The following is a 24246-nucleotide window of genomic DNA, read 5'->3' as shown; positions in this document are numbered from 1 at the left end:
CCCCTAAAGCTTCACGAAACGCTGGATCTTCCGCGCCAGCCAGCCACTGAACACCAGCGGCGCATCCAGCGCAGACACGCAGATGCACGGCACACCTGGTGCAGTGACGGGCTGGTGCTCCACCTCCTCATCCAGGTCCGCCACATCGCCCGGCGCGAACAGGCCCAGCGCGTCGTTGTACGAGCCGCGCAGGATCTGGGTCAGTTCACTGCGTCCGTGGCTGTGCATCGGCAGGCACTTGCCCGGCGCGATCTTCAGCATGATCAGCGATGGCATCTGTTCGGCGCGGATGCAGTGCACGCCCGGTGCCATCCAGCGCCAGCGCAGGGCTGCCAGCGACGCACCGAAGTACGGGTGCAGCGACGCCGGCAGGTGATCAGGATCGGCCTCCGGGCGCTCCCGCCGCGGCACGCTCGCCGCCAGGGGCAGGCTGATGGGCGACTCGCTGGCAAGCTGCGCCAGCATCGCCTCGCGCAGCGTGCTCCGGCGTGCGTCACCTTCGGCTGACGCAGGTTGCGTCTGCTCCAGCAGCACCGATCCGATCGCCTCGGCCTCACGCAGGCGCTGGCGGCACTGCGAACATTGCTCCAGGTGGGCGCCGGCCACGATGCTCAACGGCGCGGGCAGTGCACCGGCCGCATAGCTCAGCAACGTGGACTCGTGCAGATGGTGGTGCGGGTTCACGGCGCACCTCCCACTTTCGACTGCAGTTGCAGGAACGCACGTCGCAGATGCGATTTGACCGTGCCCAGCGGCATGCCCAGCGCCTCGGCAATCTCGCTGTGGCTCTTGGCTTCGAAATAGGACATCCGCACCAATCGCGCCTGCACTGCGGGCAGCTCGTTGATGCGCTGGCGCAGCCGCGCCTGGTCGGCGAACTGTTCGGCGCTGCTGCGTTCGATCATATCCACGGTTGCCGCGTCCTCCACCGCCGCCTGCACCTGCAGCCAGCTGCGCTCGCGGCGCACCCGATCGATATGCAGGTTGCGGGCAATCCGGTACAGCCAGGTACTCAGCGCACCCTGGGCGGCGTCGTAGTCGGCGGCGCGCAGCCACAACCGCAGCAGGCATTCCTGCGCCAGTTCTTCGGCCACCGCATCCGGCGCCCCCAGGCCGCGCAGATAGACGCACAGCCGTGGCATGAAATGGTCGTAGATCCGCATGAAACAGTCGCGGTCGCGCAGGCGCGCGACCCTGTCCATGTCACCGGCCCAGTTCGTCGGCTCGCTGCTCGGCTGCTGGGAACTGGACACGATGCGTGCGGTATCGAAGGTGAGGAGAGTGCTGGCGGCGTCAGGGTACATCTGCGTTCGCGGCGGGCAGGTGAAGGTCTGTCTTCTGTACGCGCGTGGGTGGCGATTGGATGCAGGCCACGTACCGCATCCATCCGGCCGCGCCTGCCGTATGACCAGGGCCCTCCCTGCGGATGACGATCATGCGGACCGCCTGGCTGCTGTTATGCCTCCCCCACGCCGCGCTGGCAGCCCCCTGGCTGCGGACCGAAGGCCTTGCCAGCGCCGGGCAAGGCGCCGCCGCCTATCGGGAAGTGCACTGGCAGCGCGACGCGACCGAAGGCGCCGAACGCTGGGTGCTGTACCAGTGCCCGGATGGGCGCCCCTTCGCCCGCAAGCACCTGCCCGCGACAACCCGCCCGCAGGCGCGCGGCTACTCGCTGGACGATCTGCGCAGCGGCCAGAAGGTGCAGATCGAGGTGGCCGGCGGCAGTGTCCTGATCGACTGGAAGGAGGATGCCGATGCGCCATCGCGCCAGCGCCGCCTGGAGTTGCCTGCTGATGCCGTGATCGATGCCGGCTTTGACGCCGCCGTGCGCCAGCATTGGCCGGCGCTGATGCGCGGCGAGCGCATCTCGCTGCCTTTCCTGGTTCCGGGGCGGCAGCGCTATTTCCCTGTACAGGTTCGCCGCACTGCCCCGCTGCGCTGGCAGGGGGTGGCCGCGCAGCAGATCGAGGCCAGCCTCGACACCTGGTATGGCGGCATCGCACCGCGCCTGCAGCTGGTCTATGCCGATACCGATCGACGACTGCTGGAGTTCCAGGGCACCAGCAACCTGCGCGATGCACGCGGCCACTATCCGCAGGTGGTGGTTCGATTCGCCGCTGCTGCGCGCGCAAGCAGCGCCAGCGAATGGCAGCAGGCCTGGGCGCAACCGCTCGTCGCCGGTTGCGGCGTGACGTCCGGGTGAAGCGAAACTAACAGCGGAAGCACGCATCCAGTGGGCATTGTGCTGCGTAGAGAGAAGACACGACCCCCTTCGAGACCCCTCATGGCCTCTGCAGCGCCCCTCCCCCGTCGCCGTTGGCGCCTGCTGCGCACAGTGCAGCGCTGGGTCGACACCGGCAGTGCTGCAGACAGCGCCGTCGACCGCCCCGGGCGTATCGACTGGCTGCGCGCGGTCCCCTTCGCCTTGATGCATGTGGCGTGCCTGGCGGTGATCTGGGTGGGCGCGTCATGGACCGCAGTGATCGTTGCGGCGGCGCTCTATGCCGTGCGCATGTTCGCGATCACCGCGTTCTACCACCGCTATTTTTCGCATCGCACCTTCCAGGCGTCGCGAGCGGTGCAGTTCGTATTCGCTGTCATCGGGGCCGCCAGCGTGCAACGCGGACCGCTGTGGTGGGCCGCGCACCATCGCCACCATCACCGCCACGCCGACCAGCCGCTGGACCCGCACTCGCCGCGTGAAGGCGGCTTCTGGCGCAGCCACATGGGCTGGTTCCTGACCCGCGAAGCCTTCGCCACGGACCTGTCGCGCATCCCCGACCTGGCGCGCTTCCCTGAACTGCGTTGGCTGGATCGCTTCGACACCGCGGTTCCCGTACTGCTCGCCGCGGCGCTGTATGCCCTCGGCGCCGCGCTGGAGCGCTGGGCGCCGGACCTGCACACCTCGGGACCACAGTTGCTGGTCTGGGGCTTCTTCATTTCCACCATCGTGCTGTTCCATGCCACCGTGACCATCAACTCACTGGCGCATCGATTCGGCCGCCGCCGCTTCGAGACCCGCGATGACAGCCGCAACAACCTCTGGCTGGCCTTGCTTACCTTTGGCGAAGGCTGGCACAACAACCACCACTTCTTCCCGGGAACCGTCCGCCAGGGCTTCCGCTGGTGGGAGGTGGACCTGACCTGGTACGGCCTGCGCGTGATGGCGGCCCTCGGCCTGGTAAAGGGCCTCAAGCCGATTCCCGAGTGGGTGCTGGCCAAGGCGAGGTACTGACATGCGCATCGCGATCATCGGCTCCGGCATTGCGGGCCTGGCCAGCGCCTGGTGGCTGGACGGCGAACACGAGGTCACGCTGTTCGAGGCCAACGATTATCTGGGTGGCCATACCCATACCCACGACGTGCAGGTGGATGGCCTGCAGATGGCGGTGGACACCGGCTTCATCGTCTTCAATCCGTTGCACTATCCGCTGCTGACGGCATTGTTCGACGAACTGGGCGTGGCGTCCCAACCGACGACGATGAGCTTCTCCCTGCACAGCGAGCGCAGCGGCGTGGAGTACAACGCCACCTCGCTGGACGGGTTGTTCTGCCAGCGCCGCAATCTGCTGTCACCCCGGTTCTGGGGCATGCTGGCCGACCTGCGCCGCTTCTACCGGGACGCGCCCCTGCTGCTGGCCGAGGATGAAGGCCCCACCCTGGGCCAGTACCTGCATGCCCAGCACTACGGCGAGGCATTCATCGAAGAGCATCTGCTGCCGATGGCATCGGCGCTGTGGTCCTCCCCCACCCGCTCGGTGATGGAGTTCCCGGCCCGCTACCTGGCCCAGTTCATGGCCAACCACCAGATGCTGCAGATGGCCGGGCGCTCGCCCTGGCGCGTGGTGAGCGGCGGCTCGGCGCGCTATGTCGACGCGTTGCGCGCCCGCTGGCGCGTGCGTGAGCGGCTGCAGTGCCCGGTGCATTCGGTCGAGCGCATGCCGTGGGGCGCGCGCGTGCACAGTGCTGCCGGCGTAGAGGGTTTCGATGAGGTGATCCTGGCCTGTCACAGCGACCAGGCGCTGGCGCTGCTGGGCGACGCAGACCCTGTCGAACGCGAGGTGCTCGCTGCCATCCGCTACCAGCCCAACGAAGCGGTGCTGCACACCGACGCAACGCTGCTGCCGCGCAATCGCAAGGCATGGGCCGCATGGAACGCGCATGTGCCGCGTGACCCGTCTGCGCCCTGCACGGTCAGCTACTGCATGAACCTGCTGCAGGGCCTGCCCGGTGACACGCCGCTGGTGGTGACGCTGAACCGCAGCGAGGCGATCGACCCGACCAAGGTCCTGCGCACGCTGCGCTACGCCCACCCGGTGCACGACCACGCAGCCGTCCGGGCCCAGCAGCGCTGGCCCGAGCTGCAGGGCCGTCGCCACACCTGGTTTGCGGGCGCGTACTGGGGCTGGGGCTTTCACGAGGATGGAATCCGCAGTGCGCGGCGCGTGGTCGATGCGCTGCGTGCCTGCGAGCCGCACCGGCTGCTGCCGACGGCCGGCGAGATCGCGGCATGAGCGCCAGCGCGCTCTATTTCGGGCAGGTGATGCATCGGCGGCATCACCCGCACCCGCATGCGTTCCGCTACCCGATCGCGCAGCTGCTGCTCGACCTGGACGAGCTCGATACGGTGTTCGCTGGCCGCTGGCTGTGGTCGATCAATCGGCGCAACCTGGCCGAATTCCGCCGCAGCGACTACTTCGGTGATTCCACGCGGTCACTGGCCGATGCAGTACGCGACCATGCCGCGGCCACCCTTGGCTTCCGGCCTGCCGGCCCGGTGCGCCTTCTTACCCACCTGCGCTTTGCCGGGCATGTGTTCAATCCGGTCAGCTTCTACTACTGCTACCAGCCCGATGGCAGCACGCTGGACTGCATCGTGGCCGAAATCACCAATACCCCGTGGAAGGAACGGCATGCCTATGTGCTGCCGGTCTCCACGGCCACCCATGAAGGCACCTCCCTGCGCTGGCAGTTCGACAAGCGCTTCCACGTCTCGCCCTTCATGCCGATGGACTGCTGCTATGACTGGCGCTTCAACCTGCCCGGCGATGACCTGCGCGTGCACATGCAGGTCTGGCGCGACGGTGTCCGCCAGTTCGATGCCACCCAGGCCATGCAGCGCCGCGCACTGGATGGCCCCGGCCTGGCGCGGGTGCTTGCCCGCTATCCGCTGATGACCCTGCAGGTGGTGGCCGCCATCCACTGGCAGGCCTTGCGCCTGTGGCTGAAGCGCAACCCCGTCCACGACCACCCCAACCTTGCCGGGAAACCGCGATGAACTCGATGACTCCTTCGGTCGCGCTGCCGCGCCCCGGCGCACTGGATGCCTTCCTGCGCCGCCGCCTGCTGGCCCAGCTCGCCCCGCTGCGCGAGGGCCGGCTGTGTGTGCGTGACGCGCTCGGCGAAGTCTGGCTTGGCGATGCCCGGGGCGAACTGCATGCCACCGTCACCATCGAGAACCCGGCGTTCTACAGGAAGGTCGCCGCGCAAGGCAGCGTCGGCGCAGGCGAGAGCTACATCAACGGTGAATGGCGCTGCGACGATCTGGTCGCGCTGATACGGCTGCTGGTACGCAACCGCGATCTTCTCGACAGCATGGAACACGGCCCGGCCCGCGTCGGCGGTTGGCTGCTGCGCGGCTGGAACCGCCTGCGCCGCAACAGCCGTGAAGGCAGCCGCCGCAACATCGCCGCGCACTACGATCTCGGCAACGACTTCTTCGCCCTGTTCCTGTCGCCGGACCTGATGTATTCCTCGGCGCTGTTCTCCGATGAAAGCGAGCCGCTGGAATCGGCCTCGCGGCGCAAGCTGGACCGCATCTGCCAGCAGCTGCGGCTCAGCCCTGGCGATCGCGTGGTGGAGATCGGCACCGGCTGGGGCGGCTTCGCCGTGCATGCCGCTACGCACTATGGCTGCCACGTCACCACCACCACCATTTCCGCCGAACAGCATGCGCTGGCCGCAGAGCGCGTGCAGGCCGCCGGCCTGCAGGACCGGGTCACCCTGCTGATGCAGGACTACCGCGACCTGCAGGGCCAGTTCGACAGGCTGGTCTCGATCGAGATGATCGAAGCCATCGGCGCCGAGTACTTGGACACCTATATGGCGACGTTGCAGCGCCTGCTGAAGCCGGACGGCGTGGCCCTGCTGCAGGCGATCACCATCGAGGATCACCGCTACGAGCAGGCCCGGCGCAGCGTCGACTACATCAAACGCTACGTCTTCCCGGGTAGTTTCATTCCATCCATCCACGCGATCATGGCGGCCAAGACCCGATCCAGTGACCTGCAGCTGATCGCCCAGCAGGATTTCGGGCACTCCTATGCGCTGACCCTGCGCGCCTGGCGCCAGCGCTTCCTGACGCAGTTGCCCGCGGTGCAGGCACAAGGCTTCGACGCGCGCTTCTGCCGGCTGTGGGAGTTCTACCTGGCGTACTGCGAGGGCGGCTTCCTCGAGCGCTCGATCGGTGTCTCGCACCTGTTGCTGGCACGCCCTGGCCATCGGCCGATCCAGGATGCGGGCGGTGGGCACTGAGATGCGCCGCTTCTGGGCCAACCTGCTCGGCAACCAACTGGTCTGGCTGAGCGCCGTGGCCGGCGCCGGTCGCGGCTGGCAATGGCCCGCACTGCTGGCTGCGTCGCTGTACATCGGCAGCCAACTGGTCACTTCGCCGCAGCCGAGGCTGGACCTGCGGCTGCTGGCGTGGGCGCTGGCCTGCGCCTGGCTGGTCGACGCCAGCGCAGCGGCCAGCGGCACGGTGCGTTATGCCGCCGCCGCGTTCGGTTGGGCGCCGCCGCCGTGGATCATGGCGCTGTGGGCGGCGTTCGCGATGACGCTGACTACCTCGATGCGCTTCCTGCAGCGGCATGCCGCGCTGCCGATGCTGTTCGGCCTGCTGCTGGCCCCGCTGGCCTACCTCTCTGCTGCGCGCGGCTTCGACGCGGTGCGGTTTGCAGCGCCGGCATGGCACGGCTTGCTCGTGCTCGGCGTTGGCTGGAGCATCGCGCTTTCCCTGCTGTGCAGCCGTGCCCGGCGCGGATCGCGCGGCACGCCGCAGCCACCCCTCGCTGGAGCGCCGTCATGATCGACCTGTTATGGGTGCTGTTGTACGCCGTGCTGATAATGAGCTGGGGCTGGGCCTGGCAACGCCGCCACACAAACATCGGTGTAGTCGATGTGCTGTGGGCCAAGGGCGTCGGTGCATCTGCACTGTTGCTTGCGTTGCTTGGCGATGGCGCGCTGGTGCCACGGATGGCGCTGGGCGTGCTCGGCGGCGTGTGGGGCAGCCGCCTCGCCCTGCATCTGTGGCATCGGGTCCGTCACGAAGCGGAGGACGGACGCTATCGCTACCTGCGCGAGCACTGGCACGGCCACCAGGGAAAGATCTTCGGTTTCTTCATGGCCCAGGCCCTGCTGATCATCCTGTTCGCCCTGCCCTTCGTCGCGGTGGCGGCCAACCCACGGCCGGGGCTGACGATCTGGATCGTGGCCGCTGCGGGGGTCTGGCTGCTCAGCGTGGGGGGTGAAGCGCTGGCCGACCGCCAACTGGCCTGCTTCCGCGCCAACCCGGCCAACAAGGGCCGCACCTGCCGGGATGGCCTGTGGCGCTACTCGCGGCACCCGAACTATTTCTTCGAATGGCTGCACTGGTTCACCTATGTGCTGTTGGCCGTGGGTTCGCCACTGTGGTGGATGGCCTGGCTTGGACCGCTGCTGATGTATGTATTCCTGCGCTACCTCAGCGGTATTCCGTTCACCGAAAAGCAGGCCCTGCGTAGTCGCGGCGATGACTACCGCGAGTATCAGCGCACGACCCCGATGTTCTTCCCCTGGTTCCCCCGGCCTTCCAAGGAGCATTCCGCATGAACGCGATCCCGTCACAGAACCCCACCGAAGCGGGTGAGAGCGGGCTGATCGCCTGGGCCGAGCGCGGCTGGGTTCCGGATGCAGCCTTGCGCGCCGGCATCCGGCGCCTGTGCGCGCAGCGCCTGCACGAGGAAGCCGAGGGCGGCATCGAGGGCCAGTCGGCCCGCTTCAACCGCCGCATCGCCGAATTGGCCGACAGCCCACTGGCGCTGCATGCCGATGCCGCCAACCGCCAGCACTACGAGGTGCCCGCCGCCTTCTTCCAGGCTTGCCTGGGCAGGCAGCTGAAGTACAGCAGTTGCTACTACCCGACCGGCAACGAGACGCTGGACCAGGCCGAAGACGCGATGCTGGCCCTGTACGGCGAACGTGCCGGGCTGGCCGATGGCCAACACATCCTGGAGCTGGGTTGCGGCTGGGGCTCGCTGACCCTGTGGATGGCCGAGCGCTATCCGCTCGCCCGGATCACCGCCGTGTCCAACTCGAACAGCCAGCGCCAGCACATCCTGGCGCAGTGTGCGTCGCGTGGGCTGCACAACGTCGAGGTGCTCACCCGCGACGTCAATCAGCTGGAACTGCCACACGCGCAGTTCGACCGCTGCGTCTCGGTGGAAATGTTCGAACACGTGCGCAACTACCAGCGCCTGCTCGCGCGCATCGCGCAGTGGCTGAAGCCGGACGGCGCGCTGTTCGTGCATATCTTCGCGCACCGCACGCTGATGTATCCGTTCGAAACCGACGGCGGCGACAACTGGATGGGCCGGCATTTCTTCACCGGCGGGCTGATGCCTGCCGCCGATACCCTGCTGCACTTCCAGCGCGACCTGCAGCTGGAGCAGCGTTGGCTGATCGATGGCACCCATTACCAGCGCACCGCCGATCATTGGCTGGCCAACCAGGATGCGGCCCGCGACCGCGTGATGCCGGTGCTGGTTGCTACCTACGGCGAAGCGGCCGCACGGATCTGGTGGCAGCGCTGGCGCATGTTCTGGATGGCCTGCGCTGAACTGTTCGGCTACGACGATGGCCAGCAGTGGCTGGTGGCCCATTACCTGTTCCGTCCCCGCTGAGGTGTCGCATGCGCATTTTCCCGTTGCTCCCGCTGCTGGCGGTCGGACTGTTCGGTACCGGTTGCAGCTCCAATGACACACGCCCCCTGCCACGCCCGCCATCGGTGGACGTGCCTCGATTCATGGGCGACTGGTACGTGATCGCCCACATTCCCTCGCGTCCCGAGCGCGAGGCCTTCGATGCCGTCGAGAGTTACGCACTGCGGCCCGATGGGCGCATCCAGACCACCTTCACCTATCGCAAGGGCAGCTTCGACGCGCCACAGAAGTCGATGCACCCCATCGGCCGGGTAGAGAGGGAAGGAAACGGCGCCGTCTGGGGCATGCAGTTCATCTGGCCGATCCAGGCCGAGTACATCATCGCCTGGCTGGCCGATGACTACGGCCAGACCATCGTGGCGCGCAGCAAGCGCGACTACGTCTGGTACATGGCACGCACGCCACAGGTCTCGGACAGCGACTACCAGCAGGCGGTGCAACGCATCGCGGCAATGGGCTATGACACCCGGAAGCTGCGACGGGTACCGCAGTCGGTGCGATGACCCCTGCTGTGGCCCTGCGTGGCCGCTCGCCCAGCACTTCGCACCAGGCTGACACTGCGCATCCACGCTGTTGATGCGGAAGGTCGCACACTGCGGTTCCCCACGTGAAACAGGCACCACCGGCATGCATCCCGAATCCCGCCCGCACATCTGCAACCTGCTGCTGGTGGAGGACCAGTTCGACCTGGCCACACTGATGGAGCAGGCGCTGCAGCAAGAGGGCGACCAGGTCACGCATGCCTACAGCGTGTTCGATGCACTGGGCCTGCTCGACACCCGGCAGTTCGACGGCGCCGTGCTGGATATCGAGCTGCGCGACGGCGTGGTGTTCCCGGTCGCCGATCGCCTGGCCGCGCTCGGCGTGCCCTATCTGTTCGTGTCGGCGGTCTATGACCAGCTGGTGCCGGCACGGCATCGCGGCGCCCCGTTCGTTGCCAAGCCATTCCATCTCGAAAAGCTGCAGCGAGCCGTGCAGCAAGCCATCAGCGGCAGCCCCGCCATTGCATCGCCGGGGCCGGAAGGCGCCCCTCGCAATCCAGCGCACCCACAGGAGGCAGCCGCTCCCGGCACTCAATCCAGCGCGAACCCTGCAACCCTGCCTTCTTCGTCGGGGCGGATCATGTAGGGCATGAAGACGCCGGGGCCGAACGTCGCCACGTAGCGGTACATCGTGCCCTTCTCGCTGGCCTGCGTGCCCTTGAAGACCAGGGCGTCCGGCTTGCCATAGGGCCCGACCGCCTTCGCCAACCCGGCACCCAGCCCCGCCTCCAGCCTTGTACGCAGGTTCGCGCTGAAATCCGCATAGCCGCGCCCGGCCTGCAACTGTTCAAACGTGGCCCGTGCCCGTGCCGTCACGGCGGCGTCTTCGCCAGCCGCGGGCTGGCTCCACGCAGCGACGATGGCGGGATGGAGCGCACTGAAGACCGCATTGGTCAGCGTGATGCCGGCCTCCGGCGTCTTGTCCCCCAGATTGGTGAAAGCAATGATGCGCAGCCCAAGCGCGGGGAAGTACTCGTCGGCGGTGGTGAACCCCTGCGAGCCGCCGGTATGGCCGATCCTGGCCTGGCCGTAGACCGCATTGACGAACAACCCGAGCCCATAGTCGGCGCTACCGCCCTCAGCGGTGTGAACCGGCGTGATCATTTCGCGGTAGCCGGCCTGGCTGACCACCCGCCCCCCGCTCAGGCCACGATCCCAGCGCGCGAGATCGTCCAGCGTACTGACCAGAAAGCCGGCAGCGCCACTCCAGTCCGGGTGGAAATAGGGTGATCGGCGCAGGACGCCCGCCTCGTGCCGGTACCCCACCGCCATGTCCTGCAGTCGCTCCGTATCGGCGAGGGTGAAGGTGAGCCGCATGTCCAGCGGCTCCAGCAGATGCCGGCGCACGTAGTCGACGTAACGCTCGCCCGATACCACCTCGATCACCCGGCCGAGCAGGATGTACCCGGTATTGGAGTACGACCAGCGGCTGCCCGGCGCGAAATCGAGAGGACGATCGCGGATGCGCGCGATCAGCCGATCAAACGCAACCGGCTGCGTCACCAGGGCATCGACCTCCTGTTCGGGACCGTCGAAATAGTCGTGCAGGCCGCTGGTGTGGGACAGCAGCTGGCGCAGGGTCACCTCATGCGCGTGCGGGGCGTCCGGCAGGTACCTGGCCAGCGGATCATCCAGGCTGAGCTTGCCGGCCTCCTGCAGTTGCACGACCGCAGCGGCGGTGAACTGCTTGGTGATCGAGCCGATCTCGAAGGGCGTGTCGGTGCGCACCGCCAGGCCCCGCGCCAGGTCGCGCTGGCCATAGGCCTTGGCGTGAATCAAGCGCCCGTCCTGGAGCACCATCACCGCCGCACCGGGAACACTGAAGCGGCGCATGACCTGGCCGACGCCGCGGTCGATCCCCTGGATCGCGGCCGCATCCAGTGGGGCGCTCGCCCTGCTCGCGGCATCGCCGCGCGGCCCTTCCGTGGCAACAGCGGGCCGGGCACTGCCGATCGTCACCAGCAGCAGGCCCGCCAGGGCCATCCAAAAGCGTGCCGTGCGCATTCCCGCCCCTATTATTCAAATTTGAACTATAGTTTGAATTATGAAATCCGCCACTGCAAGCCACTCCAGCCCAGCACCGCTCAAGCTGACACCCGCCCAGCTTGCCGCGATGGCCTCGCCCGCACGGATGGCGATACTGCAGCGCCTGGACGCGGAGGGTCCGGCCAGCATCCGCGAACTGGCCGAGCGCCTGGGCCGCCCCGCCACCGCGCTCTACCACCACCTGGCGCACCTGCAGAAGCACGGCCTGGTGCGCATCACCGAACATCGCGACACCGGCCGCCGCCCCGAAGCGGTCTACGCGGCGGCCTCAGCTCAGCTGTCCTCCCGTGACGCGGTGCGCACCCCATCCGGCCGGCGGAGCCTTGTCCGCGTGGCGACACGCGTGGTCGCCGCCACCCTGCGCGCGTTCGCCTCGGCCGCCACCCAGGCCGCCGCCCGCTTTGAAGGGCCACAGCGCAACTGCGCGGTCAGGCACCTGTCCTTCCGCGCCGATGACGAGCAACTCGCCCGCATCAACGCATTGATCGAAGCGCTTGAGGCCACCGCGCTCGACGCCGGCACGCAGGGTGACCCCCTGCTGCTGACCGTACTGATGGCGCCCGCCGCACACAGGCCGCGTGGACCCTCGACCTGACCGTCCATGCATCGCCGCCATCAATGAACATTGCCCGATTCAATATTCATTGACGATCGAAACTTAGGAATAATCGCAAAAATCCGACAAATTCGATGTGCGGCATGACAACGGCGCCAGAATGATCGCCACGCCCGCGGGCGCTGACCACCTCTGTGCGCATGAATGGATATCCTGCACCGCGCCTGTTGCGCCTGGCACTATTGGACGATCACGAAGTGGTCCGTCGCGGTACCGCACTGCACCTGTCCCAGGACGCCCGCTTCAGCATTGTTGCCAGCCACGGCCACAGCGACGCGTTCATCCAGGACCTGCATGCAACGCCAGTGGATGTGGCCATCATCGACCTCACTCTGGCGCGCGGGGACCGCGACTGCATGGCGCTGGTGGAGCTGCTGCGCGCGACGTTCCCCGCCATTCCCCTGCTGGCCTTCGCCACCCTGTCACCCAGCATACATATCGGCCCCCTGATCGACGCCGGCGTCAGCGGCGTGGTCAGCAAGGCCGAGCCGCTGCCACTATTGTCCGAGGCAATAGTACGCGTGTCGCTGGGGCTGGACCGGCTGCCTCCCGACTGCCGGCATCCGGCAGACGGCGAAGATCTCAGCCGCAACGAACGTGAAGTGCTTCACCTGCTGCTGGCCGGCCTTACCGTCTCGGAGATCGCCCAGTTGCGCCATCGCAGCATCAAGACGGTCAGCACGCAGAAGAAGTCCGCGCTACGCAAGCTGGGCCTGCGCAACGATGCAGAGATCTATGCCATGCGACATCAGCTGGAGGCACTGTGAGCCGGCGCCATCGCCCGCACTTCGCCCCTGTCCTGCTGCTGGCCCTGCTCCTGTTGCCGACGGTCTCGGCCAGGGATGCACCGTCGCAACGATGGGTGGCGGGCCGCGAGGTCCGCGTGGCCACCGCGCCCTCGCTGCGCCCCTTGCCACCGGCGCTGGCTGATACGGCTCCGCTGCCCACCCTTGCCCATGGCTACGCCACGCTTGTGGCACGCCACTCGCAGCTGCGCTTCACCGAACACCCCTACCCCAGCACGGGCTCCTCGGTAGTCGCGGTATGCCGGGGCGATGCCGACCTGGTACTGGTCATCGGCGCGGTCAGGCCACTGCACCAGCCCTGCGCCAACCTTGTTGCCTCCACTCCCTTCCGCGGCGGCAGGACCGTCCTGGCCGGCCGGAACGGAGGGCGCCTCCCGCACGATGTTGCACAACTGGAAGGACGCACACTGGCCGTCGTCAATGGCGGGCCCTACGCCGAGTGGCTGCAGGCGCATCATCCACACCTCCGCCTGCTGCACCTGCCCGATCGGCACGCAACACTGGTGGCCGTTGAAACAGGTGCCGCCGATGTCGCAATTGGCCTGGAATCGACGCTGCAACCGATGATCCGGCGACACTTCGGCGGCACGCTGCAACTGCAGCCCTTCGAAAGCGCGTTCTCCACCGACCTGTACCTGCTGGTGCGCAGCATTGACCGCCAACTGCTGGCGCGCATCGACCAGGCACTGCAGGACATCACGCTGGAAGAGCATGCCGGCCTTCTGCAGCTCTGGGCCCGGCAGGCACTGCCCGCCTCGATCCAGCGGATGTTCGATCAGATGCGCATGCCACCGCCGCACTGGCTTCTGGCCTTGATTGCAGTGCTGGCCGGCCTGCCGATCCTGTGGCACGTCGCGGCCCGTCGCACCAGGCGCGAACGCCGTCGCCATGCCCGCGCGGCAGGCATGGTCAGCCATGAGATGCGCAATTCGGCGCAGGCGATGCTGATGTCGATCGACCTGCTGGGCCGGTCACCCCTGGCCAGCGGTCAGCGCGAACTGCTGGCGGCCGCCACGGCCGCCGGGCGCTCGCTGCGCAGCCTGTTGAACCGTTCACTGGATTTCTCGCGCCTGGCTGGCGGAGGCTTCAAGCCGCATGTGGGCGCCTGCGATGTGGCATTTCTCTGCCAGCAATCGCTCGACGCGATCCGGCCACAGGCCCGGCTGAAGGGATTGCAGCTTCGATTCGACTGCAGCCCCGACCCTGCGCCGACGATCGCACTCGATGCAGAAGCACTGCGGCAGATTGTCGACAACCTGCTTGGCAACGCGGTGAAGTTCACCGATGTGGGCGGCATCGATCTGCGCGTGCAACTGATGCCGCCGGTCCAGCCGCGGGCACTGGTGCTGGACGTGATCGACAGCGGCATCGGCATTGATGCCCGGCACGCCGAGCGGCTGTTCCGCGCCTTCCAGCAGGGCGAGGACGGCCAGATGCGCGGCGGCAGCGGCCTGGGCCTTTCCATCGCCCGCGAACTGGCCCGCGCCATGCGCGGCGACCTCACCGTGCACAGCGTCGTGGGACGCGGCAGCCGCTTCACCCTGTGCCTGCCGATACAGGCCGCCGGCGACGATGTTGCGCCCGCAGAGGACCCTGCCGCCGGCCGTCCACTTGCCGGCCTCGACCTTCTGCTGGTTGAAGACCATGCATTGAACCGGCAGATCATCGCCGAGCAGTTGCGTCGGTTCGGTGCGAGCGTGCGTGCCGTTGCCGACGCGGCAGGCGCACTGGACGAGCAGAGCCGCAGCCCGCGCAGGATCGTGCTGCTGGATATCGGCCTGCAGGGCATGGATGGCTACGCACTGGCGCAGCAACTGCGCAGCCAGGCCAGTGGGCCGCTGCGGCTGGTGGCGCTGTCCGCCCGTACCGGGCGCAGGCACCTGGCGCGCTCGCGCAAGGCCGGATTCGACGCCGTTCTGACCAAACCCCTGCAGGTTGCGCACCTGCTGCAGGCGCTGCAGCTGACGCCCATCACCGGTATTGCAGCCCGCACGCCCCTGGCAGCGCTGGACCACGTCCATCTGGCCGATATCCGCGGCGAACTGGAAGGCATCGAGCGGGCGCTGGCCGATCACGATGCAAGGGCCATGCGCCATCATGCGCACCGCCTGCAAGGGACACTTCAGATCTGTGGCGCCGCTGCCCAGGCCGACATCGCGGCCGATCTGTGGGAACTGGGTCATGATGCCGCGACGGACTGGATCGACGCGCGGCGACTGCTGCAGTTGCTGTGGCACTGGCATGGCTCCCGCACTGCGGAAGCCATGCCTGCCAACTGATCAGGCGGCCAGACGCTCGACCTGGCGACGGGTCAGGTCATTGAAGCGACCCAGCGACATCAGGTGCTGGTGGATCAGCGCCAGCCAGCCGCTGCGGTGCCACTCGACCACGGTGGCTTCCGGCAGCGCAACGAACTTTTCGACGTCGACCACCTGGAAACCATTGAGGTTGAACTCGCGGCCATCCGGGGTACGCACGGTGGCGTTGCGCTCGACCAGCAGGCCGTTGTCGATGAGGGCCTTGGAGAAGGCCTGGGTCTGCTCGTGCTCACGGGTGAACTGGCCGCAGAATTCCAGCGCCTGCTGCACCATGTCGGTGGCCTTGCCGTCGACGAACAGCGGCTGGCCTTCGTCACCGCCCTTGACCACGCGCGGGCTCTCTTCATCGATGCCCAGCAGGAAGTCGTTGTCCGCACCGGTGTCGATGAAGATGAAGGGATGGCGACGCAGGTAGGCCGGGATGTAGGCCTCGTCTTCCCACAGGCCGTCCTTGATGAACAGGTTCTCTTCCGACACGCCGACGGCAGCCATCGGCACCGCGGTCGGGCCGGCGAACAGGATCGGGAAGTGGTGCAGCGCCAGCGAGAACTCGCCCAGCACCAGCGGAATGGCGTTGTTGCCGGCGGCGAACTCGAGCTTGCCCGGCAGGACGCGCAGATCGGCGTGCACATCGGCCTGCAGCGGCACCGGACGGGTGTAGAACAGGGGAGCGCCGTTCGGCGCCGCTTCGGTGGTGGTGTCGCTGGTGGTGGTCATCTTGGGAACCGTTCGATCATGCGCGCCTGCCATCCCGGGCGCGCCAGCGGGAACAACCTGAATCCCGCATTATCAACAAGCTCGCTGACAAGGGCCACCCCGCCGAGGGCCTATTTCAGCTGCAGGGGGTATCGCTGCCACAGCACGTGGACGAGAAAACCGGCCAGTTCGGTATCGCGGGCGCTCACCGCAGCGCGGATCTTGTCCAGCAGCACCATGTCCGAGCACGAGCGCACATCGGCGTGATTGGCCTGCCCTGCCCTGCGCGCACGGTAGCGCGCAGCCCGCTGTGCATCACTCATTGCGTACCCGAACTTGGGCGGACGACCGCGCTTGCGCGGCAGGGTCAGCTCCAGGGTTCCGGGGTCTTTGTCATCACGCATGGGCAGGGTGCGGGCGGCGGCGAGCAACGGGGGGTGCGCAATTTATCGTGAGGCATCACTTTAATCCAGCTTTTTCTGCAGTTTTGTTGCAATGCAGTGCAAATGCATCACGCCTCCGGCAGCAGAACCACGCCACGCGCGGATGCCTCACCAAGGCCCACGCAAAAAGGGAGCCCGCGAACGGGCTCCCTTCACCTTCCTCATGCAGCGCGTACGGGCTCGTAACCGTGCAGATGCGCCTCGCTGCTGGCCCGCCCCTGGCTGAGCGAACGCAGCGAGGTGGTGTAGCCCACCAGCTGCGCCAACGGTGCGAATCCGCTGACCTCGGCGCGACCGTCCTGGTCCTCGATGCGGGCGATGCGGCCGTGACGGCGATTGAGGTCACCGACCACGTCGCCCACCGACGCCGAGGGCGAATGTACCGTCACCGCCATCACCGGCTCCAGCAGCTGCGTGCCGCCTTCTGCCAGTGCCGCCTTGATCGCCTCGGCGCCGGCGCGATGGAACGCCATTTCCGAGGAATCCTTGGCATGGGTCTGTCCATCGACCAGGCTGACCTCGATGCCGACCACCGGATGCCCCTGCGGGCCTTCCGACAGCGCGGCGCGCACGCCCTTCTCCACCGCCGCGATGAAGCTGCGCGGCACCACGCCACCGACGATGCGATCGTTGAACACGACCTCACCGTCCTCGCGCGGCGCCACGTCCAGCACCACCTGCGCGAACTGCCCCTGGCCGCCGGTCTGCTTGACCAGCCGGCCGACCACGCCGGCCACTGCACGCATCGGCGTCTCCTGGTAGGCCACGCGCGGTGCGCCCACGCCCACCTCGACCTTCCATTCGCTGCGCAGGCGCTCGACCATCACCTCCAGGTGCAGTTCGCCCATGCCCCAGACCAGGGTTTCGGCCGTATCGCGATCGGTTTCGACGCGGAACGACGGGTCCTCCTGGGCCAGGCTGGCCAGCCCCTGCGCCATCCGGATCAGGTCGGCGGCACGCGCCGGCTCCAACCGCCATGCCAGCACCGGCGCCTGTGCCTGGATGTTCTCCAGGCGCAACGGCTGCGCACGGCCGCTCAACGTTTCGCCACTGACCGCATCCTTCCAGCCCAGCACCGCGACGATGTCACCGGCCACGGCCTGTTCAATGTCGTGGGTCTGGTCGGCCTGCACCCGCACCAGGCGGCTCACACGCCGTCCCTGCGGATGCTGCGAACTGGCCACCGCATCGCCGACCTTCAAGGTACCCGAGTACAGCCGCACGAAACTCAGCGCACCGTGCTGCTGGTGGGTGATCTTGAACAGCAGGCCGGCCAACGGACCGTCCGGATCCGGCGGCAGCACCACCTCGCGGCCCTCGCTTTCAGCGACCACGGCAGGGCGATCCAGCGGCGATGGCAGGTAATCGACCACCGCGTCCAGCAGCGTTTCGATGCCCTTGTCCTTGAACGCCGCGCCGGCCAGTACCGGCACACCGGCACCGGCCAACGTTGCGCGCCGGATGGCTGCACGTAGCTGTTCCGCATCGATCACGCGACCTTCCAGCCAGGCATCGGCAAGTGCTTCATCGTGGTCGGCCACGGACTCGACCAGCGCATCGCGCTGCGCCTGCCACTGCCTGCGCGCTGCGTCGTCCCATGGGGTGATCGTCGCCGCAGCACCGTCGTGCCACTGCAGCACCCGCTCATCGACCAGATCGACCCAGCCGTTGAAGTCGCTTTCGCTGCCCAACGGCACGCCCAGCGCCCACGGCCGCGTGCGCAGCTTGTCCTGCAGCTGCTCCAGCACGCGCTCGAAGGAAGCACCGACGCGATCCATCTTGTTGACGAACGCGATCAGTGGTACGCGGTGGCGGCGCGCCTGGCGCCACACAGTCTCGGACTGCGGCTGCACGCCATCCACCGCCGAGAACACGGCTACGGCGCCGTCGAGCACGCGCAGCGAACGCTCGACTTCAATGGCGAAGTCGATGTGGCCGGGGGTGTCGATCAGGGTCAGCCGATGCGACGGCAGGTCGCGCGGCGACCATTGCGCCTGCACGGCAGCGGCGCCGATGGTGATGCCACGTTCGCGCTCGATCGCCGAGAAATCGGTAGTCGCATTGCCGTCGTGCACTTCGCCGACGCGATGGATCTCGCCGCTCTTCCACAGCAGGCGTTCGGTCAGCGTGGTCTTGCCGGCGTCGATGTGGGCAATGATGCCGAGGTTGCGGCGACGGGAAAGGGTCTGGGTGTTCATGAATAGGTTCCTGCAAAGCCAACTTCGGGGGCCGCGCACCCCGGTTGGCGACAGGGTGCGCGGCTAGCGTTCGGTCTCGGCGATCTGGTGCATGGCACGTTCTCCTTGGGTACATCGGGTTACGGGGAATGGAACTGCGAAAACGAAAAGAGCGCCCCGAAGGGCGCTCTGTGGAAGGTCCAGCGATGGCCGTCTCAGCGGCCTCGTGGGGCTCCAGGCAGACACGCCCGTTCCGCGCTTGCGCGGGTCAGGGTGAAAAACTTCAGGAGCGGCATCCGGTTCATGGGGCGCATTCTAAACCTGCCAATCTGGCGCGCAAGTGAATATTGCATACATTGATGGAACGATGCGCACCGCCACAGAGCCACCCCAGGGGTGGCTGCAATCGGCCCCTGGCGCCTTACTTGCACCCATGCAGCGTGCGGGCCTCCGCCACGGTCGCTGCACGGTCATCCCCCATCGAGACCCATCCTTTCAGCGACATCGCCGGATCCACCTGTGCCTGGCGCGGGCCGCCATGGATCACCACCTCGGTCCAGCTGCCGACCGGCACCAGCTCTGACAGTCTCGCCGCCTGATCGTCCTCGGTGCTGAACATGTCGTCCGGCGACGCGGGCTTGGCATTGTTCACGGTCTCGGTCTTGCGCGTCCATACCCGCAGCGCACCATCCGGCATGCGCTGAGTGATGACGTCATGGCGCTCCACACCGTACGCCCACGTGTTCTCGCCAACGCCACGGGTTTCGCTGCCGTCATCCGCCACCGCCACCACCTCGCCCGCCGGCCCGATCACTCCTGCCACCGCACCCAATCCCGACATCAGTGCCTGGTAGACGATCATCTGCCGCTGCTCGGTCGTCAGCGAACCGGCATCCGCCTTGCCCGCAGACAACTTCAGATAGGCCGCCTCCTTGCACAACACCAGGACCTGCTGGTCATCCCAGCTCACCGACATTTCCTCGTTGGCGAAGTACTGCGTCTTCAACGACGTAACGGCGCCATCCTTACCCTCTGAATGCCGCGTTTCGATCAACGAGGCGTTCTCGGCTGCATCGGTCAGTGATACCGGAGAGGTGGCAGCCGCGTTGGCGGCGCACACGGAAGCAAGCAGGGCGGCAAGCAGCACGCCGCGCGGAGCGGTACGGAACATGGGATCAGTCCATTGAAGAAGACGAAACCGCCATGATACGCGCTGAAGTGACACGGGCGTCCGCTCAGGTCACCACGACCAGCGGCACCCCGCGTCGCGGGTGCTGCAGCACCACCACATCCTGCTGGTAGACCCGCTGCAGGTTGTCCTCGGTCAGCACCTGCAGCGGCGTACCGTCGGCGGCCACCCTGCCCTGCTCCAGCAGCACGATGCGATCGGCATAGCCGGCGGCCAGATTCAGATCGTGCAGTACTACGATCACGCAGGCGCCGGCTTCGGCACAGGCACGCACGCTGCGCAGGGTGCGCTCCTGGTGACGCAGGTCCAGCGCGGCGGTCGGCTCATCCAGCAGCAGCAGCGGCGTGTCCTGCGCCAGTACCCGCGCAAACGTGGTGCGGGCGGACTCGCCACCGGACAGCTGCTGCACTTCGCGCAGGCGCAGCGCCTGCAGTTCGGCAGCATCGATGGCACCTTCAACGTGAGCGTCATCCGCCACAGGATCCGGCGGGTGCGGCAGGCGCCCCATCGCCACTACCTCTTCCACGCTGAAGGCGAAACGCACGCCGTGCTCCTGCGGCATCACCGCGCGCTCGCGTGCCAGTGGCCCCGCCTTGTAGCCTGCCAATGGTTTGCCGCGCAGGCTCACCTCGCCCGCATCGGCGCGAAGATCACCAGCCGCCACCGCCAGCAACGTGGATTTGCCCGCGCCATTCGGGCCCACCAGCGCGGTCACCGTCCCCGGCTCGAATGCGAGCGAGATGCCATGCAGGATCTCGCGCTGCTGGCGGCGCACCACCACCTCGTGCAGTTTCAACAGCACGCTCATGGCGCGGCCTTGCGGCGCTGCTGCAGCACCAGCCAGAGGAAGAACGGCGCGCCCAGCGCAGCCGAGAACAGGCCCAGCGGAATCTCCGCCGGCGGGTCGAGCGTGCGCGCCGCGGTATCGGCCACCACGATCAGCAGTGCGCCCAGCAGGCCGGACAACGGCAGCAGCCAGCGATGGCCGGGACCAACCAGCAGGCGCGCCACGTGCGGCACCACCAGGCCAACAAAGCTGATCGAACCGGCAAAGGCCACCGCCGCGCCCACCAGCAGCGCACTGAACGCGACCAGGCGGCGACGGGTGCGGGTCACGTCCAGCCCGAGGTGCTGCGCCTGGCGCTCGCCCAGCGCCAGCATGTCGAGGGGCGTGGCCAGCCGTTGCAACGCGAACACGCCGATCGCGAACAACGGCACCACCGCTGCCACATCGGCCCAGTTGGCGCGTGCCAGCGAACCCATCTGCCAGAACACCAGCGACTGCAGTTCGCTTTCGCTGGCAATGTAGGTCAGGAAGCCGATCAGCGCCGAGCAGAACGCCGCCATCGCGATGCCGACCAGCAGCAGCGTGGCATTGCCACTGCCCTTGCCGGGGCGTGCCAACGCGTAGGTCAGGCCGATCGCCAGTGCGCCGCCAACGAACGCGGCGACCGGCACCAGCCAGCCCGCCGCACCGGCAGCACCGAGCACGATGGCGGCCACTGCACCCAGTGCCGCGCCCTGGCTGACGCCAACGATGCCCGGATCGGCCAGGGGATTGCCGAACAAGCCCTGCAGGCTGGCGCCGGCCATCGCCAACGATGCGCCGACCATCGCACCGAGCAGCGCACGCGGGATACGCAGCTGCCAGACCACGGCCAGGTCGCGACTGCTGACCGCCTGCGGATCAAGCAGGCCCAGCTTCACGCCCAGCGCCTGCACCACCTCCAGCGGTGGCAGCCGCAACGGACCCACGGCAAACGACGCCAACACCGCCCCCAGCAGTGCCAGCAACGCCACCATCAACATCATCCGCCCGCGACGGCGGCGCCGATCCGCCGGACTCATGCCTTCGGCAACGCCGCCAGGGCCTTGGCCAGCGCTAGCGCACCGGCACCGGAACCAACACTGGTGTACTTCAGCTGCACATCCGGCATCACCCAGACCCGATTGGCCTGCCCGGCCGGGGTCTGCTTCAGCGTCGGATAGGACTTCCACAGGCCTTCGGCCCCACCGAACAGCTGCAGGTCATGCTCGGTCACCAGGATCACCTCCGGTGCTGCCGCGACCACGCCCTCGTTGCTCAGCTGCGAATAGTTCTTCACCCCCGCCTCGGTACCGATGTTGACGCCACCGGCCAGCGCGATCAGCTGAGCCGAAGCGCTGTCGGCACCAGCCACGGTCGGCGCGCCACCGGCGCCGGTGGCCGAAACGTGGATCACCCGTGGTGCATGGCCCAGGCCCTTGCCAATCGCTGCAGCCTCGTCCAGCTGACGCTGCACCTGCGTGGCAAGCGCCTGCCCAGCCTCGGCCAGCCCGAGTGCAGCGGCCACCTTGCGCACCTTGTCAGGTGCCGGCTGCAGATCGTCGATGACCACCGCCGGCTCGCCCACTTCGCGCAGCTTCTTCGCCAGCTCGGTATGGCGGCGCAGGCTGTTGCCCAGGAACAGCGAGCCCTGCAGGCTCAGCACGCCCTCTACGCCGGTGGTGCGGTTGAACAGGAACTGGTGCGGCGCGGCCAGGCCCGCCTGGGTGGTGGTGTTGGTCGGCGCGGCGAAGACCTGCTTGCCAAGGCCCAGCGCCTCGATCACCGCAATGACATCGTCGCCACCGGCGATGATCCGGCTGGTGTCGGCCACCTCGATATCGGCGCCGTCATCGGAATGCACCTTGGCCGGCAGCACCGCCTTCTGGTCGTGCACGGCCGGCATCTCGGCACCGGCCACGCGCTGCCAGCCTGCTGGCAAGGCACCTTCAGCCGCCGCCGTGGCGGCCGGCGCCTCGGCAGGCTTCTGGCCCTCGGACGGGGCCGGCGCGCCACCGCACGCGGACAGCGCCAGTGAAACAGCCAGGGGAAGCGCACACAGGCGCAGACGGGACGCGATGTTCATGGAGGTTCTCCTTGCTGGCCGGGCGATGCGCGCATCGCCCGGCCCGGTGGCTTACTGCTTCGGGGTGATGCGGGTGATGCGGTCACCCTTCGGGTCTTCGGCACCGCGCGACTTGTTCACCGCGAACACATTGCCCTTGCCATCGGCGCGGACGTGGTTCGGCAGCGTGCCGCCATCAAGGTTGGCGACCACCTTGCCGTCGCCATTCACCACGGTGACAGTGCCGGCGCCGCGGTTGCTGACGTAGGCCAGGCCGGAGGCATCGTCGAAGGCGACGTTCAGTGCACCGGCACCGACCGGCACGTCATGCAGCACCTTCCCGGCCGCCACATCGACGATCAAAAGGTTGTCGGTGCCCTGCGAGGCCACGTACAGGCGGTTGCGTGCCGCATCGAAGGCGACGCCGGAGGCGCTGATCGAATTGCCCAGGTCGATGACCTTGTCGACCTTGCCGCTGGCCACGTCGATCACCGCCGCTTCCGGCGTACCGATGCTGACGGTGAACAGCTTGCCGCCCTTCTCGTCCAGCACCAGGCTCATCGGGGTGAACTTGCCGTCATCGACGCCGGACTCCAGCGTCACCGCCGGCAGCTCCTTGAGGGTCTTGGCGTCGAACACCGACAGGTGGTCCTCACCCGTAGCCGAGGCGAACACCTTGCCGTGGGTACCATCGACCACCACGTCGCGCGCGTGCGGCACGGCATCGACCGGGAACTGGTGGACCAGTGACAGATCCTTCTGGCGATAGACCGCGATCGAGTTCTGGCGGGTATTGGTGACCCAGACGTTGCCGTTGGCGTCATCCACGCCGACGCCGTAGACCGCATACACCGCACCATTGGTGCTGCCCGGCACCTGCGCCGGGGTGATCGCCTTGGTCACCTTCAGCGTCTTCGGGTCCAGCTTCAGCAGCTGCGACTGGGTCACCGGCGGGCGGCCCACCGCCGAGGTCACGAACACCGCGTTGCTGGCGGCGCTGTAGGCGGACTGGTACAGGCCCGGCACCAGCTTGTTGGACTGGGTAGCGAACTGCGCCTGGCCCGACAGCGGCAGCTGCGGCGAGACCCGCAGCTTCAGCACCGTGGCCGCGGCCGGCTGGCTGGCACGCACCACCACCGGGTGGGTGCCCGGCACCGCATCGGCCGGAATGCTCAGCTGGGTCTTGAAGTTGCCATCGGCATCGACCACCAGCGGCTGCGTGTTGAGCACAGCGTCACCGCGCAGCAGGCTGACCTTCTGGCCCGGCACGAAACCGCGACCGACCACGTCGGCGGTGCTGCCGGGAACCACGTTCTCACCGCGTGAGACGACCTGGCCCTTGAAGGTGGCATTGGCCGGCTGGTCGAATACCGGCTGCGCGGTGGCGGTCACCGCCAGCAGCAGGCCGGCGGCCAGGGAGGTGAGACGGAAAGACGGACGGAACGACATGGAAGGCTCCTTGCACACGTAGGCCGCGCCACGTGGCGCGGGAGTCATCGGTTGCCTGGGCCGCTGCACGTCGGCAGCCTCGCCTGGGTAGTGGGGTCGCACGGCATCGCGTGCGAGGG

General features: G+C 67.6%; 23 protein-coding genes and 1 pseudogene. 13 read left to right on the top strand and 11 right to left on the bottom strand.

Going from position 1 to position 24246, the window contains the following annotated elements:
- Positions 1–3: 3 nt before the first annotated feature.
- Both VN11_RS10770 and VN11_RS10765 read right to left on the bottom strand, forming a co-directional pair.
- Positions 4–684: a ChrR family anti-sigma-E factor gene (locus VN11_RS10770; RefSeq protein ID WP_053449726.1), complete on the bottom strand. Its 681-nt coding sequence runs from the start codon at positions 682–684 to the stop codon at positions 4–6.
- Entirely contained in the window at positions 681–1304 is a 624-nt protein-coding gene (locus VN11_RS10765; protein ID WP_053449725.1) for a sigma-70 family RNA polymerase sigma factor, read from the bottom strand. Before VN11_RS10765 ends, VN11_RS10770 begins: the two co-directional genes overlap by 4 nt.
- 131 nt (positions 1305–1435) lie before the next feature.
- Here VN11_RS10765 and VN11_RS10760 point away from each other — a divergent pair, with 131 nt between their 5' ends.
- The 10 genes and pseudogenes from VN11_RS10760 to VN11_RS10715 form a co-directional block, all read left to right on the top strand.
- On the top strand, positions 1436–2203 hold the full coding sequence (locus tag VN11_RS10760; protein ID WP_053451301.1) for a hypothetical protein: 768 nt from the start codon (positions 1436–1438) through the stop codon (positions 2201–2203).
- Between the two features lie 81 nt (positions 2204–2284).
- Positions 2285–3235, top strand: a complete 951-nt coding sequence (locus tag VN11_RS10755; protein ID WP_053449724.1) for an acyl-CoA desaturase — start codon at positions 2285–2287, stop codon at positions 3233–3235.
- Position 3236: 1 nt separating this feature from the next.
- Positions 3237–4514: an NAD(P)/FAD-dependent oxidoreductase gene (locus VN11_RS10750; RefSeq protein ID WP_053449723.1), complete on the top strand. Its 1278-nt coding sequence runs from the start codon at positions 3237–3239 to the stop codon at positions 4512–4514.
- Positions 4511–5278 (top strand): DUF1365 domain-containing protein, encoded by a 768-nt coding sequence (locus tag VN11_RS10745; protein WP_053449722.1) that lies wholly within the window; start codon positions 4511–4513, stop codon positions 5276–5278. Before VN11_RS10750 ends, VN11_RS10745 begins: the two co-directional genes overlap by 4 nt.
- Complete coding sequence (locus VN11_RS10740) at positions 5275–6534, top strand: SAM-dependent methyltransferase (RefSeq protein ID WP_053449721.1); 1260 nt, start codon at positions 5275–5277, stop codon at positions 6532–6534. Before VN11_RS10745 ends, VN11_RS10740 begins: the two co-directional genes overlap by 4 nt.
- A gap of 1 nt (position 6535) precedes the next feature.
- Positions 6536–7084: a DUF2878 domain-containing protein gene (locus VN11_RS10735; protein ID WP_053449720.1), complete on the top strand. Its 549-nt coding sequence runs from the start codon at positions 6536–6538 to the stop codon at positions 7082–7084.
- Positions 7081–7866, top strand: a complete 786-nt coding sequence (locus VN11_RS10730) for a DUF1295 domain-containing protein (protein ID WP_053449719.1) — start codon at positions 7081–7083, stop codon at positions 7864–7866. The genes VN11_RS10735 and VN11_RS10730 overlap by 4 nt, the downstream gene beginning before the upstream one ends.
- Positions 7863–8936 (top strand): SAM-dependent methyltransferase, encoded by a 1074-nt coding sequence (locus VN11_RS10725; protein WP_053449718.1) that lies wholly within the window; start codon positions 7863–7865, stop codon positions 8934–8936. Before VN11_RS10730 ends, VN11_RS10725 begins: the two co-directional genes overlap by 4 nt.
- A gap of 8 nt (positions 8937–8944) precedes the next feature.
- On the top strand, positions 8945–9478 hold the full coding sequence (locus VN11_RS10720) for a lipocalin family protein (protein ID WP_053449717.1): 534 nt from the start codon (positions 8945–8947) through the stop codon (positions 9476–9478).
- Positions 9479–9602: 124 nt separating this feature from the next.
- Positions 9603–9989: pseudogene (locus VN11_RS10715) on the top strand (response regulator); the annotation flags it as partial.
- Positions 9990–10048: 59 nt separating this feature from the next.
- Here VN11_RS10715 and VN11_RS10710 read toward each other — a convergent pair.
- Entirely contained in the window at positions 10049–11521 is a 1473-nt protein-coding gene (locus tag VN11_RS10710) for a serine hydrolase domain-containing protein (protein WP_053449716.1), read from the bottom strand.
- A 40-nt stretch (positions 11522–11561) separates the two neighbouring features.
- Here VN11_RS10710 and VN11_RS10705 point away from each other — a divergent pair, with 40 nt between their 5' ends.
- The 3 genes from VN11_RS10705 to VN11_RS10695 all read left to right on the top strand — a co-directional run bounded on the left by VN11_RS10705 (position 11562) and on the right by VN11_RS10695 (position 15264).
- Positions 11562–12158 carry an ArsR/SmtB family transcription factor gene (locus VN11_RS10705; RefSeq protein ID WP_080374910.1) on the top strand — a complete coding sequence of 199 codons (597 nt, stop codon included), beginning with the start codon at positions 11562–11564 and terminating at the stop codon, positions 12156–12158.
- 161 nt (positions 12159–12319) lie between these two features.
- Positions 12320–12946, top strand: coding sequence for a response regulator transcription factor (locus tag VN11_RS10700; protein WP_053451300.1), 627 nt, complete (start codon positions 12320–12322; stop codon positions 12944–12946).
- Positions 12943–15264 carry an ATP-binding protein gene (locus VN11_RS10695; protein WP_080374909.1) on the top strand — a complete coding sequence of 774 codons (2322 nt, stop codon included), beginning with the start codon at positions 12943–12945 and terminating at the stop codon, positions 15262–15264. Before VN11_RS10700 ends, VN11_RS10695 begins: the two co-directional genes overlap by 4 nt.
- On the opposite strand, the gene VN11_RS10690 is transcribed toward VN11_RS10695, so the two are convergent.
- The 8 genes from VN11_RS10690 to VN11_RS10655 form a co-directional block, all read right to left on the bottom strand.
- On the bottom strand, positions 15265–16020 hold the full coding sequence (locus tag VN11_RS10690; protein ID WP_053449714.1) for a SapC family protein: 756 nt from the start codon (positions 16018–16020) through the stop codon (positions 15265–15267).
- Positions 16021–16130: 110 nt separating this feature from the next.
- Positions 16131–16403, bottom strand: coding sequence for a hypothetical protein (locus VN11_RS10685; protein WP_005409616.1), 273 nt, complete (start codon positions 16401–16403; stop codon positions 16131–16133).
- 200 nt (positions 16404–16603) lie between these two features.
- A complete protein-coding gene (gene fusA, locus VN11_RS10680; RefSeq protein ID WP_053449713.1) occupies positions 16604–18640 on the bottom strand; it encodes an elongation factor G in 2037 nt (678 codons plus the stop codon).
- A 400-nt stretch (positions 18641–19040) separates the two neighbouring features.
- On the bottom strand, positions 19041–19790 hold the full coding sequence (locus VN11_RS10675; protein WP_053449712.1) for a hypothetical protein: 750 nt from the start codon (positions 19788–19790) through the stop codon (positions 19041–19043).
- A gap of 64 nt (positions 19791–19854) precedes the next feature.
- On the bottom strand, positions 19855–20616 hold the full coding sequence (locus tag VN11_RS10670; protein ID WP_053449711.1) for a heme ABC transporter ATP-binding protein: 762 nt from the start codon (positions 20614–20616) through the stop codon (positions 19855–19857).
- Positions 20613–21656 carry a FecCD family ABC transporter permease gene (locus VN11_RS10665; RefSeq protein ID WP_053449710.1) on the bottom strand — a complete coding sequence of 348 codons (1044 nt, stop codon included), beginning with the start codon at positions 21654–21656 and terminating at the stop codon, positions 20613–20615. Before VN11_RS10665 ends, VN11_RS10670 begins: the two co-directional genes overlap by 4 nt.
- Positions 21653–22699: a heme/hemin ABC transporter substrate-binding protein gene (locus VN11_RS10660; protein ID WP_053449709.1), complete on the bottom strand. Its 1047-nt coding sequence runs from the start codon at positions 22697–22699 to the stop codon at positions 21653–21655. The genes VN11_RS10665 and VN11_RS10660 overlap by 4 nt, the downstream gene beginning before the upstream one ends.
- A gap of 51 nt (positions 22700–22750) precedes the next feature.
- Positions 22751–24127, bottom strand: a complete 1377-nt coding sequence (locus VN11_RS10655; protein WP_053449708.1) for a YncE family protein — start codon at positions 24125–24127, stop codon at positions 22751–22753.
- Between the last annotated feature and the right edge of the window lie 119 nt (positions 24128–24246).

Origin of the sequence: Stenotrophomonas maltophilia (genome assembly GCF_001274595.1) — a bacterium.
Classification (GTDB): domain Bacteria; phylum Pseudomonadota; class Gammaproteobacteria; order Xanthomonadales; family Xanthomonadaceae; genus Stenotrophomonas; species Stenotrophomonas forensis.
Note: the sequence above shows the minus strand (reverse complement) of the source record. Positions and strands in the feature narration are given on the sequence as shown.